The sequence below is a fragment of the Mesorhizobium newzealandense genome (assembly GCF_042682145.1).
Lineage (GTDB): Bacteria > Pseudomonadota > Alphaproteobacteria > Rhizobiales > Rhizobiaceae > Mesorhizobium > Mesorhizobium newzealandense.
Map to the genome: position 1 here is coordinate 185028 of NZ_JBHUGZ010000028.1, position 12018 is coordinate 197045.

The 12018-nt window shown below is 62.8% G+C and carries 8 protein-coding genes and 1 pseudogene; 7 read left to right on the forward strand and 2 right to left on the reverse strand.

The annotated features are described in order from the left end of the window. The gene (locus ACFSOZ_RS33250; protein ID WP_379105183.1) at positions 1–2085 is read right to left on the reverse strand and encodes a hydantoinase/oxoprolinase family protein; all 2085 of its coding nucleotides are present in this window, start codon (positions 2083–2085) and stop codon (positions 1–3) included. A gap of 220 nt (positions 2086–2305) precedes the next feature. Between ACFSOZ_RS33250 and ACFSOZ_RS33255 the strand changes: the two genes are divergently transcribed. The 7 genes and pseudogenes from ACFSOZ_RS33255 to ACFSOZ_RS33285 all read left to right on the forward strand — a co-directional run bounded on the left by ACFSOZ_RS33255 (position 2306) and on the right by ACFSOZ_RS33285 (position 9568). Next, positions 2306–3133 carry a ferredoxin--NADP reductase gene (locus tag ACFSOZ_RS33255; protein ID WP_379105185.1) on the forward strand — a complete coding sequence of 276 codons (828 nt, stop codon included), beginning with the start codon at positions 2306–2308 and terminating at the stop codon, positions 3131–3133. A 249-nt stretch (positions 3134–3382) separates the two neighbouring features. Next, positions 3383–4438, forward strand: a complete 1056-nt coding sequence (gene deoC / locus ACFSOZ_RS33260; protein ID WP_379105187.1) for a deoxyribose-phosphate aldolase — start codon at positions 3383–3385, stop codon at positions 4436–4438. 73 nt (positions 4439–4511) lie between these two features. Continuing rightward, the gene (locus ACFSOZ_RS33265; protein ID WP_379105188.1) at positions 4512–6506 is read left to right on the forward strand and encodes an aldehyde dehydrogenase family protein; all 1995 of its coding nucleotides are present in this window, start codon (positions 4512–4514) and stop codon (positions 6504–6506) included. 259 nt (positions 6507–6765) lie between these two features. Beyond that, positions 6766–6915, forward strand: coding sequence for a hypothetical protein (locus ACFSOZ_RS33270; protein WP_379105190.1), 150 nt, complete (start codon positions 6766–6768; stop codon positions 6913–6915). A gap of 513 nt (positions 6916–7428) precedes the next feature. Further along, on the forward strand, positions 7429–7803 hold the full coding sequence (locus ACFSOZ_RS38845) for a hypothetical protein (RefSeq protein ID WP_465264478.1): 375 nt from the start codon (positions 7429–7431) through the stop codon (positions 7801–7803). Positions 7804–8023: 220 nt separating this feature from the next. Beyond that, a pseudogene (locus tag ACFSOZ_RS33280) lies at positions 8024–8979 on the forward strand (homoserine kinase). A gap of 214 nt (positions 8980–9193) precedes the next feature. Beyond that, positions 9194–9568 (forward strand): RNase H family protein, encoded by a 375-nt coding sequence (locus ACFSOZ_RS33285; RefSeq protein ID WP_379105191.1) that lies wholly within the window; start codon positions 9194–9196, stop codon positions 9566–9568. A 1963-nt stretch (positions 9569–11531) separates the two neighbouring features. On the opposite strand, the gene ACFSOZ_RS33290 is transcribed toward ACFSOZ_RS33285, so the two are convergent. Next, entirely contained in the window at positions 11532–11831 is a 300-nt protein-coding gene (locus ACFSOZ_RS33290) for a hypothetical protein (RefSeq protein ID WP_379105193.1), read from the reverse strand. Positions 11832–12018 lie beyond the last annotated feature (187 nt).

A 12018-nucleotide genomic window follows, 5' to 3' on the forward strand; every position in this document is an offset into this window, starting at 1 on the left:
TCAGGCCTCGCCAATGTCGATGATGATGTTGCCGTCGGCGTCCGAGCGCGCCCGGTCACCGGGTTCGAGCACGGTGGTTGCGTCCATCTGTTCGAGGATCGCCGGGCCTTCGATGACCGCGTCGAGCGGCAGCTTTTCGCGTGCGTATACCGGTGTGTCGTGCCAGCGCCCGCCATACCAGACCGGCCGGATCTCGCTCAGCGCCTCGTCGAGCGTTTTTCCGCGCCCCGCCGGATCGATCAATCGCGACAGGTCGATCGCGGGCCGCACACCGGTCACCGAAGTGTTGAGGTTGACCAGGTTGGCGCGGATTTCCGGCAGTTCGACCTTGAAGCGGGCGAAATAGGCCTTTTCGAACAGCGACTGCAGCTCGTGCCGGGTCACCGACGAGGACGGCAACGGCACGTTGATGATGTGGGTCTGGCCGACGAACTGCATGTCGGCGGAGTGGCTGACGCGGATCGACTCCGGCTTCACCGCTTCCTTGCCGATCAGCTCCTCGCCTTCGTTTCGATGCCGTTCCAATACAGCGTGGAGCTGGGTTTCATCGAGAATGGCAACCGGCTGGTTGATGGTGTTGACGAAGTCGTGGCGCAGGTCGGCGACGACGCAGCCGAGCGCGTTGGTAATGCCTGGCCGCGCCGGCACCAGCACTTTCGGCAAGCCGAGTTCGCGCGCCAGGGCCGTCGCATGCAGCGGACCGGCGCCGCCAAAGGCGAACAGCGCGAAATCGCGCGGATCATGGCCGCGCGACACCGAGACCATGCGGATGGCGCCGGCCATCTTCATGTTGCCGAGCCGCAGCACCGCGCCCGCCGCCTCGACGCCGGACAGGCCGGTCGCCTTGCCGATCTTGTCCTCGAAGATGCCGGTGACGCGCTCGACGGTGACCGGATTTTCGACCGCCAGCAGCTTCTTCGGTGCCAGCCGGCCGAGCACCAGATTGGCGTCGGTGATGGTCGGCTCCAGGCCGCCGCGCCCGTAGCAGATCGGGCCGGGATTGGCGCCGGCGCTTTCCGGGCCGATCTGGATCAGGCCGGCCGCGTCGACGCGGGCGATCGAGCCGCCGCCTGCGCCGACCGTGTGCACCGCCACCATCGGCACATGGATCGGCATGGCGTATTCGATCTCGATCTCGTTCGACACCGCCGGCTCGGCGTTGCGGATCAGCGCCACGTCAGTCGAGGTGCCGCCCATGTCATAGGTGACGAGGTTTTCGAAGCCGGCGCGTTTTCCCGTATAGGCAGCGGCGATGACGCCCGAGGCCGGCCCGGACATCACGGTCTTGGCCGACTCACGTGTGACGAAGCGGGCCGAGATCATGCCGCCATTGCCGTTCATGATCAGGAAGTCGCGGGCATAGCCTTTTGCCCCCAATTCCTTGCGCAGCCGCTCGACATAGCGCTCGAGGATCGGCTGCACGGAGGCGTTGACCGAGGCGGTGACGCCGCGCTCGAATTCGCGCGCTTCCGACAGCAGCGCATGGCCCGAGGTGATGTAGCCGTTCGGCCAGAGCTCGGCGGCGATCTCGGCGGCTCGCCGCTCATGCGCAGGGTTAGCGTAGGAATGCAGGAAATGAATGACGAGGGACTCGCAACCGGCCTCGATCAGCGTCTTCACCGCCGCGCGCATTTCGGCCTCGTCGAGTGGCGTGCGCACCGTGCCTGACGCCTCGACGCGCTCCGAGACTTCGAGCCTGAGATTGCGCGGTATGATCGGCACGAAGCTGCCGGTCATGCCATAGGCCTGCGGCCGTGTGCGCCGGCCGAGCTCGATCACATCGCGAAAGCCGCGCGTGGTGATCATGCCGGTTTTCGCCAGCCGGCGCTCGAGCACCGCATTGGTGGTGGTGGTGGTGCCATGCACGATGAGGTCGATGCCGTCGATCGGAAATCCGGTGGCACCGAGCGCCGAAACGACACCGAAAGCCTGGTTGTCGACCGTGGTGGGAGTCTTGGCGATATGCACCCGGCCACCGTCGCGGCCATCGATCAGAAGCAGGTCGGTGAAGGTCCCGCCGACATCGATACCGGCAACGACATTTCCCAGGGAATCGCGCGCTTGCGCCGAAAAATTCTCTTTCATTGTCGAAACCCGAAATGCCCGGACTACGGATATGCGTCAGTTTGGAAAGGTGTTTTACGCTGGTATCTTGACGCAAATATCGTTTGTATACTAATAAATTCCGGACACAAGAGCTTACCGCTTTGGAGTGTGCAGACAGCGCGCCGAAACCTGAATGGTTCGGGCGCGCAGGTGAAGGTTTGGTGCCCGCGTTCGCAATTGGGCCAGAAGGTTGGATTTGATGAACACCACATCCGCACTCAACGTCGTCGGCGCCCGCCCGCTGCAGTTCCCGATTCCGGCCAATGTCTATGCCGAGACCGTCGTCTCAGTGAAGCACTACACGGACCGGCTGTTTTCGTTCCGCATCACCCGGCCGCAGTCGCTGCGCTTCCGCTCCGGCGAGTTCGTCATGATCGGCCTGCCCAATGCCGAGAAGCCGGTGTTCCGCGCCTATTCGGTGGCGAGCCCGGCCTGGGACGACGAGCTGGAATTCTTCTCGATCAAGGTGCCGGATGGCCCGCTGACCTCGGAACTGCAGAAGATCCAGGTCGGCGATACCGTCATCATGCGCCAGAAGTCGACCGGCACGCTGGTGGTCGACGCGCTGACGCCGGCAAAACGCCTGTTCATGATCTCGACCGGCACCGGCATCGCGCCCTTCGCCAGCCTGCTGCGCGACCCCGACACCTACGAGAAGTTCGAGCAGGTCATCCTGACCCACACCTGCCGCGACAATGCCGAGCTCACCTATGGCCAGGAGCTGGTGGCGGCGCTTGAAAGCGATCCGCTGATCGGCGAGCTGACCGGTGGCCGCGTCACCCTCTACAATTCGACGACCCGCGAAGAATCGGCCTGCATGGGCCGCATCACCGCACTGATCGGGTCCGGCAAATTCTACACCGACCTCGGCATCGAAAAGCTCAATCCGGAAACCGACCGCATCATGATCTGCGGCTCGATGCACATGCTGAAGGACGTCAAGGAGCTGGCCGAAAGCCTCGGCTTCGAGGAAGGCTCGCTGCATCATCCGGCGAGCTTCGTGGTAGAACGCGCCTTCGTCGGCTGAGCCGGGCGCCGACGCAATCAAATCTGTATTTTGACCTTTCGGTCAAAAACCAGCTGCATTCGCAGCCTTTTTCAGCTATGAGCGCCTAAAGCACGTCGCGTCGACTGGCGCGAAGCGCTTTATGTTTTAGTCGATGCATGTCGTTGTCCCAAAACCGCTGCGCACTTTTGGGCGACATGCATTAAGGGACTCGTGAAGGACGACTTCGCGGGCTATCTTCGGCATGATCGCTGAATGAAAGGGCAGGAGATGAGCAGCACAATCCGCGAAGCCGAGCTTGGTGCCGGCGCGTCGAAGGTGACGCCGCTGCCGGCGCGTGCCGCCGCCAATACCCCCGTCCCACTGGACCATCGCATTGCCCGCAACCCCGGCATGAAGCTCGATCTCGGCTTCATGGAATCGGTGCGCAGCGTGAATCGCTCGGCGCTGGAACGCCGCGTCGCCAGCCTGACCAAGCGACGCTCTATCAAGGCCGACAACCAGGCAGCCTGGCTGCTGCGCGCCGTCGCCTGCATGGATTTGACGACGCTGAATTCCAACGACACCGAAGAGCGCGTGCGCCGGCTTTGCGCCAAGGCGATCAATCCGTTCCGCCGCGACATCGTCGAGGGGCTCGGCATCGCGGGCGAGACCATCCGACCGGCGGCCGTCTGCGTCTATCATCCCTTCGTCGCCACCGCCGTCGACGCCGTGCGCGGCACCGGCATCCATGTCGCCGCCGTCTCCACCGCCTTCCCACATGGCCTTGCGCCACTGTCGACCCGCCTGCAGGAGATCGAGGCCTCGGTGAAGGACGGCGCCGACGAGATCGACGTCGTCATTCCGCGCGGGCTGGTGTTCGGCGCCAAGTGGCGGGAGCTCTACAACGAGATTGTTTCTATGCGCGCCGCCTGCGGGGACGCGCATCTGAAGGTCATCCTCGGCACTGGCGACCTCGCCACGTTGCGTAATGTCATGCTGGCGTCGATGGTCGCGATGATGGCCGGCGCCGACTTCATCAAGACCTCGACCGGCAAGGAAAGCGTCAACGCGACGCTGCCCGTTGGCCTCGCCATGGTGCGCGCCATCCGCGCCTATTTCGAGGAGACCGGCTATCTCATCGGCTTCAAGCCGGCCGGCGGCATTTCCACGGCAAAGGCTTCGCTCGACTGGCTGGTGCTGATGAAGGAAGAGCTCGGCCGGCCGTGGCTGGAGCCGGACCTGTTCCGCTTCGGCGCCTCGAGCCTTTTGACCGACATCGAGCGGCAGCTCGAGCATCACCTGACCGGTCACTATTCGGCCAATCATCGCCACGCGATGGCTTGAGCGACCAACCCCCACCCCGATCGGCTTGCCGATCGACCCCTCCCCACAAGGGGGAGGGTGAAGGAGGCACCTGATGAACATTCTCGACCGCTATCACGCCATGGAGTACGGCCCGGCGCCGGAAGCCCGCAACGAGGCCGATGCGTGGCTCGCCGCGCGCGACTTCGGCAAGGCGCTGTTCATCGGCGGCGACTGGAAAGCCGCTGCCGGCGGCAAGACCTTCGAGACCAGCGAACCGTCTTCCGGCAAGCTGCTGGCCAAAGTGTCCGATGCCAACGCGGCCGATATCGACGCAGCCGTTTCGGCCGCCACCAAGGCGCTGCCGAAATGGGCGGCGTCTTCAGGCTACAGCCGAGCAAAAGTGCTCTACGCCATCGGCCGCGCCATGCAGCGTCACCAGCGCCTGTTCGCGGTGCTGGAATCGATCGACAATGGCAAGCCTATCCGCGAAAGCCGCGACATCGACGTGCCGCTGGCCATCCGCCATTTCATCCACCACGCCGGCTGGGCGCAGGCGCTGGACAGGGATTTCCCCGGCCACAAGGGCGTCGGTGTCGTCGGCCAGATCATCCCGTGGAATTTTCCGCTGCTGATGCTGGCCTGGAAGATCGCGCCGGCGCTTGCCGCCGGCTGCACCGTGGTGCTGAAGCCGGCCGAATTCACGCCGCTGACCGCCATCCTGTTCGCCGAGATCTGCGAACGTGCGGGCGTGCCGAAGGGTGTCGTCAACATCGTTCAGGGCGGCCCGGAGGCCGGCGTGGCCATCGTCAACCATCCCGGTATCCAGAAGATCGCCTTTACCGGCTCGTCGGAAGTCGGCAAGATCATCAGGAAAGCCACGGCGGGCTCAGGGAAAAAACTGTCGCTGGAGCTTGGCGGCAAATCGGCCTTCATCGTCTTTGAGGACGCCGATCTCGACAGCGCCGTCGAAGGGCTGGTCGACGGTATATGGTTCAACCAGGGCCAGGTCTGCTGCGCCGGTTCGCGTCTGCTGGTGCAGGAAGGCATCGCCGATGCCTTGATCGCCAAGGTCAAGACGCGGATGAGCCGGCTGCGCGTCGGCAGCCCGCTCGACAAGAACACCGATATCGGCCCGCTGGTCGACGCCACACAGCTCGACCGGGTCAAGGGACTGGTTGCCGAAGGCGCCAGGCAGGGCGCCGTCTGCTGGCAGCCGGACGCCGCACTACCGTCATCGGGCTACTACCATTTGCCGACGCTCGCCACAGGTGTTTCGCCGGCTAACATCTTGGCCCAAGAGGAAGTATTCGGTCCGGTGCTGGCGACCATGACCTTCCGCAACACCGAGGAAGCGATCGAGCTCGCCAACAACACGCGCTACGGGCTGGCCGCCTCGGTATGGAGCGAAAATGTCAATCTCGCCTTGCATGTCGCGCCGCAGTTGAAGGCCGGCGTCGTCTGGGTCAACGGCACCAACATGTTCGACGCCGCCTGCGGTTTCGGCGGCTACCGCGAGAGCGGCTTCGGCCGCGAAGGCGGGCGCGAGGGCATGTTCGAGTATCTCTCGGCAAAACTGCCGCTCGGCCCGGTCATCAAGCCAGCGACCGTCTCGGCACAGCCTGTCGAGCAGTCCGACGGCGGCGTCATCGACCGCACGGCGAAGCTGTTCATCGGCGGCAAGCAGGTGCGGCCGGACGGCAATTATTCGCTTGCCGTCGCAACCGCCAAGGGCAAGGTCGCCGGTGAAGTCGGGCTCGGCAGCCGCAAGGATATCCGGGACGCCGTTTCGGCGGCGCGGGCCTGCAAGGGCTGGCCGGAGGCGACCGCCTACAACCGGTCTCAGGTGCTTTACTATCTGGCCGAGAACCTTTCCGGCCGCGCCGGCGAGTTTGCCACCCGCCTCACCGACCTCACCGGCGCCAGCGCCAAGGCGGCGCGCGACGAGGTCGACCAGTCGATCGAACGGCTGTTCCTCTATGCCGGCCTTGCCGACAAGTTCGAGGGCCGCGTCCACCAGCCGCCGGCCCGCGCCGTGACGCTGGCGTTGCACGAGCCTGTCGGCGTCGTCGGCATCGTAGCACCCGATGCCTCGCCGCTGCTTGGGTGATGGCCCTCGCGATGGCCGCTTCGTCCTGGTCAATCGCGGCTCGTGCCCTACGACCTGAAGATGCTCGCAAGCCGCGCGAAGGGCAGTGACGGGGCAAGGTGACGATCACCGGCCTCCCACCGCAACCCGCTGCCGGCAAAGCCGTCGATGATGCTTCCGACAACGACCGTGGCCAAGAACATCTTCTACTGGAAGGACCGCGACGCATGCGGCGAGCGCCGGCTGGCGGCGGGCGCCACGCTGGCTGCGATCTTCATCGATGCGGACAAGACGCCAATCCGGCGGTTGCCTGTCGGCGGCGTCCACCATCATCGACCTGCCGAACAGCCATCTGCAATATGCGATGACCTGGTATGCCTTGCCGCCGCACTCGCCGCCGTGCTCATCCTGCGGCTTCGCCGTCCCGTGAAGAGGATGAAGGCTATCGCCGCCCCCTTTCTCCGATGCACTGACAGGGCGGGGGTAGGCACCTCATTGCGGCTTGAGCAACCGTGGCCCGGAGTCATGACTTCAGACAACCACCAAGCTGACGATCCGGCTCTGCAGCCGCGCGGTTTTTGGCGAGCGGGCGTCGACCGCGCCATCCAGATCGTCGTGCTGGCGCTGAAGAATATGGCGCTCCGTCTATGTCCGACCACGAGATCGTGCACAACCGCTACGTCGTCGAGGACTGCAAGCCTTGGCGCCGCTAGTTCATACGAAGAGCTCTCGAGATTCCCCCTGAGCATCGCAGTCGCCGGTCGTGTTCTCGGCGCATGGCGTGCCGAAATGACGGTGCCGGCGGATGCCCAGGCGCGCCACCTCTCTATCTGGACGCTACTGTCCGCTGGTGTCGAAGGTCACAAGCAGCCGATGCGCCATCAGCGGCTGGGCCGCCATGTGCTGCTGATCGGCATGCCGACACCCCGAGGTGATCGGCACCATGGGCCAGTTGCCGGACGGCGCGGTGACGCTGATCGAGACCGAGGCCGACGCGGCGATAGCTTGCGCCTGCCGCATCGCAGGCGCTCGGCTTCGTCACCCAAGACCACGCTGTCGCGTCGAGGACACCGCCGGCATCATCCGTGCCTTGCAGGATCGCTTTCAGACCTCCATAGCCCCGGCTGCGGACATCGATCTGCTACGATACGCCACCACCAACCGCCAGGAGGCGGTCAAGGAACCGCGCCGGCGCCGATCTCTACTGATCGTTGGCGCGCCATTCATCCATTCGCGGCGCTCGTGTCTGAAGTGGCGGAGCGTGCCGGCGCCTCGCATGTCGCTTCTCGTGCAGCGCGCCGCGAGATTCGTGGAATGACATCGCCAGGCATCTCGAGCGCTCGGCCTGTGTCGGCAGGGGCATCGGCACCGGAGATCATCGTCGACGAGAGCATCGATGCGTTCCGCCAGCGCTCGATGTCACGATCGACCTGGCCATCACGGCCACGGAAACGAGGATTTTCCGGTCATGCGGGTACTGCGCGATGTCGACTGACGCGAGCCGACATGCTTTCGTCAATGGAGCGCCGTAAGGCCACATGGCGGTCTACACCGACGTTGCCGGAGGCGAATCGGCGGCATTCCTCAAACACTATCCGGTCGGCGATCTCCTGTCCTAGCAAGGTATCGCCGAAGCACGGAAAAACTCGAACTTCCTGCTGCACACCCAGCGGCTCCTCCATCCTGACGGCTCTATGAAAAGCGCGTCGAGAAGCGCGATCTGCCGTTTTTCCTCGACTTATGGGCCACCTCGCCAAGAAAGGCGTCTCTTGCCCAGTGCCGGTGACCGCGCATAGACGGCAGCGTCATCCGCACGCTCGCGGCCGGCCGCGGTCGATCATCACCTTCTCGAAGGGCTTTCGCTGCGGCGGCCGGCAGCAACGCATTGCGCGAGGTTGGCAAGGCCCTGGCGGCCTTGCATCTGGCCGGAGCCGACTTTTTCGATGACCGCCGAACGTCGCTCGCCATCGACGGCTGTGCGCAAGCTTTGGAACGACCTCCCGCGACGCGCGACGAGGTTGAGCCGGGCCTGGCCGCGAGGTTGATGCCAGACGTCGCCGACTTCGAGCGGAACTGCCGAAGGATCTTCCGAAGGCATCATCCATGCCGATCTTTTCCCGACAATGTCTCTTCCTCGCCACGCGAGAAGCTTCCGGTCTGATCGACTTCTATTTCGCTGCGACGACCTCTACGCCTACGATGTCAGGCCACCTGCCTCATGCCTGGTGCTTCGAGAAGGATTCTCCTTCAACCTGACCAGGGCAAGGCATTGCTGGCTGGCTATCAGAGCGTGCGTCGCTGAGCGACCAGGAATGTGCGGCGCTGCCGATGCTGCGCGCGGATCGGCGCTGCGCTTCATGCTGACCCGGCTCTACGACTGGTTGACTGTTCCCAATGGCGGCTGGTGATGAAACGTCCGCATCCGACCGAGTATAGCCGCAGGATGCGATTCCAGCGGGCGATCAGAGCTCCTTCGGAATATGGATTGGCATGAGCAAACAGGTTGAGATATTCACGACGGCGCTGTCGGCCAATCCCGGCCCTGGCGGCTGGGGCGCGATCCTGCGCTTCACGCCACCACCAATGAGCTTTCCGGCGGCGAGGCCGAGACCACCAACACCGCATGGAACTGCTCGCCGCCATCTCGCGCTGAATGCGTTGACGTGCAAACCCTGCACGGTCGGCCTTCCACCGACAGCAAATACGTCATGGACGGCATCCAGTGGATCCACGGTTGGAAGAAGAACGGCTGGAAGACGCCGACAAACAGCCGTCAAGAATGGCGAACTCTGGCAGCGCTGGATGAGGCCAACAGGCGCCACAAGGTGACCTGGAACTGGGTCAAGGGCCACTTGCGGCCACGCCGAGAACAGAACGCGCCGACGAACTCGCGCGCGAAGGCATGGCAACGTTCAAGAAAGGCCCGGTCAGCTGCTGCGGCGCCAAAGCCTGAGCACGTCCTGTTCGGCGTCGCGCTCAGTGGTGAAAAAGGCAGGCTGGCGATAGAGGGTTTTGACGGCAGCGCCAGTGCCACGGTTTCGCCGTCTTTCCGGGCTGCAATTGCCAGATGCCGCACCCGGTAGAGACGCGCACGGGCTCAGCAATATTCTCGACGACGTCTGTCCGTAGATCGTCGAACCCGTCTCGCACCTTCCGCTTGACCTGAATTCGTAAACGCTGCCCGAAACGCAGATGTCTCCAGGTTCGCCCAATGCCTCCAGCCGAGCGGCAACGTTGACGCCGATCGCCGTAAAGAGATCGCTGTACCGTCCACATGATGTCGCCGAGATTGATAGCGATGCGCGAGGATCACCCGCCGGGAGTCCGCCAACTGGCGTTTTGCCTCGGCCGTGCGTTGGAGGTCGACTGCGCACTGACGGGCCTCGACGCGCTGGCGAACTCGACCACACGCCGTCACCCATGACCGTAACCAGGCGGCCTCGATATCGAGCGATCAGGGGAGTCAGAATATCGCGCCGTCGGGCCTTGAGGACCTCGACGTCCTTGCTGCGTCCGCTTCCATGAGGCGGCTGTAGCCGACAACGTCCGCGGCCAGATGCGCAAGACGGCGCTGGACGCGTTCTTCGGCCATTGAGGTAAAGGTGCCTCAGAAAATTCACTTGCCAAATGGTAGTGGGACCATGCGGAGATGTCCATCGGGCTGCCTGATGGCAGCGAGTTGTTGGTCATGGCGTCCTGAGATAGCGCCGGATTTGTCTATCCACAATATCATAGAGAGCCGATCTGACTGGTTACTATGACGGACTACTAGGTGGCTGGGTTCTATGCGTCGGAAAGCCGCTCTGTCGCGTCTCCATTGCGACATGCAGCATTGTGCTGGACAGAACAACCGCCTCATCCTGTTCTTCGCATGCAGCCTGGGCATGATACGCGAGATGTGCGACTTGACGTATTCTGCGACAAGTTCAGTTCATTGGCGATGACCTTGTTGACAGGCCGCGCAACAGGTTGCCAGCACCTGTCGCTACGCGTCCCGTGAATACGATGCTGGGCTCGCGATCACGGGCAGCGCGGTCGCCATGCCGTTTCGGCAATAGGCGTTTGCAAGCGACGATAGTCTCCGGCGAAACAGGCAACCCAGCTTGCGCAGTCCATGTCCAGCGATCGCCGAAAGTAACACGCCCACCGGCGATACCATCGAAGCGCAGCAAGCATTCTCGGACAGAAACGGAGTGTGCATGTAGCCTCTCACGCAAAGCGGGTCACTTCGAAATCATTGCATCTGAAATGTTGATGCTTCGAGCCGCGTGAGGAGCATGAGAGGGGCGTTCGGGCAGCAATCGGTGAAGCAAAGAGAGGCTCTTCAGTACGCGCTCGTCCGTTATGGCAGCGCCTCCGATGTTGCAGCGTAGCAGACTGATAGCTTTCCGACCACGGAGTCCAATTGATGCGGGGCTCTCGATCCATCCAGGATAGCGAAATCCCGGAACTCATCACGAAGAATCCGCGCGAGACAACTTCGCCATAGCGATGGGGGTCGACTATAACGATGGAAGGACGCTCGCAAGGCGAGCCGTTCTGTTCGACGCGACAGCGAGAGAGTCAATACAATCAGACACCTCCTCTTATGGCTCCCCACAAAAAATAATATAGCGAGTTAGCTGCTGCCTAATCTACCTTAGTTGGCGTATGGTTAAGATCGGTTCGCATTTGACAGACAAATTGCGGCATTCTGTCTGACGGACTTCCACCGCGATCCTGCAGGCCGTGGCGCCGAGGCAGATACTCCCAATTCGCGTCGAACCGTTTAAATTCAGCGCTGATCCGACAGGCAAAAACTACGCGATGCACACTGCATCGGGCGCCCTCTCCGACAGGGTCAGCACTCACGCCCCATTTGTGCGCGCGCTGAGACGAACTCGCGCCCGGTTTCCTCGGCTGCGTGCAGATTCACACGATATGTGATCAGTTTGCCCAGATGATTTAGACCAGTGGTGCAAAATCGACATTGCACGACGTTTGCTGTTCGAGATGATCGCGTGTTTGTGTTGCGTCCACATCCATGTCGATCTTGCCATTCAGTCCTCAGATGTCCACGGACGGCGTACTGATCGCGTGGCCTGCTGGGCACGTCAACATATGCTCTGACAGCGTAAAGTTCTTCCAGTCGCTGTCGATGTCGATGTCGATGTCGACGTCTGCTGATCGAGCTCGATATCTGTTCACGTCGCCGTGCCACCAGGTGGTCCGTCGCTGATCGCGCGATCGATCGTCGTATCCTGTTCGACCTCGACCGGAGTCCCACAGGAAAACATCCAGATGGAGTACACCGTCGACGTCCGAAGAGATTTCGAGATCGAGATCGATCTCCTGATCGATGCGCATTTCCTGATCGAGCAGAACCGCGCAAATTTCCTTCGCCGTCGACGGTAGGAATGTCTACGTCCTGGTCCATCACAAGATACTGAATATGTGCAGGCGCGCCGCCACCTCGCCGCACGTAGCCGCTGACCGCGAATGCTTGACATCCTGCTCGATCAAACACGGTTTGCATCACATTGATGCTATGTAC

What these genes read in the sequence shown, in the direction of transcription:
- ACFSOZ_RS38845 (WP_465264478.1), top strand. Translation starts at nt 7,429, where the DNA reads ATGGGCCAGTTGCCGGACGGCGCGGTGACGCTGATCGAGACCGAGGCC.
- ACFSOZ_RS33250 (WP_379105183.1), bottom strand. Translation starts at nt 2,085, where the DNA reads ATGAAAGAGAATTTTTCGGCGCAAGCGCGCGATTCCCTGGGAAATGTC.
- ACFSOZ_RS33265 (WP_379105188.1), top strand. Translation starts at nt 4,512, where the DNA reads ATGAACATTCTCGACCGCTATCACGCCATGGAGTACGGCCCGGCGCCG.
- ACFSOZ_RS33290 (WP_379105193.1), bottom strand. Translation starts at nt 11,831, where the DNA reads ATGCGCATCGATCAGGAGATCGATCTCGATCTCGAAATCTCTTCGGAC.
- deoC (WP_379105187.1), top strand. Translation starts at nt 3,383, where the DNA reads ATGAGCAGCACAATCCGCGAAGCCGAGCTTGGTGCCGGCGCGTCGAAG.
- ACFSOZ_RS33270 (WP_379105190.1), top strand. Translation starts at nt 6,766, where the DNA reads ATGCGGACAAGACGCCAATCCGGCGGTTGCCTGTCGGCGGCGTCCACC.
- ACFSOZ_RS33255 (WP_379105185.1), top strand. Translation starts at nt 2,306, where the DNA reads ATGAACACCACATCCGCACTCAACGTCGTCGGCGCCCGCCCGCTGCAG.
- ACFSOZ_RS33285 (WP_379105191.1), top strand. Translation starts at nt 9,194, where the DNA reads ATGGACGGCATCCAGTGGATCCACGGTTGGAAGAAGAACGGCTGGAAG.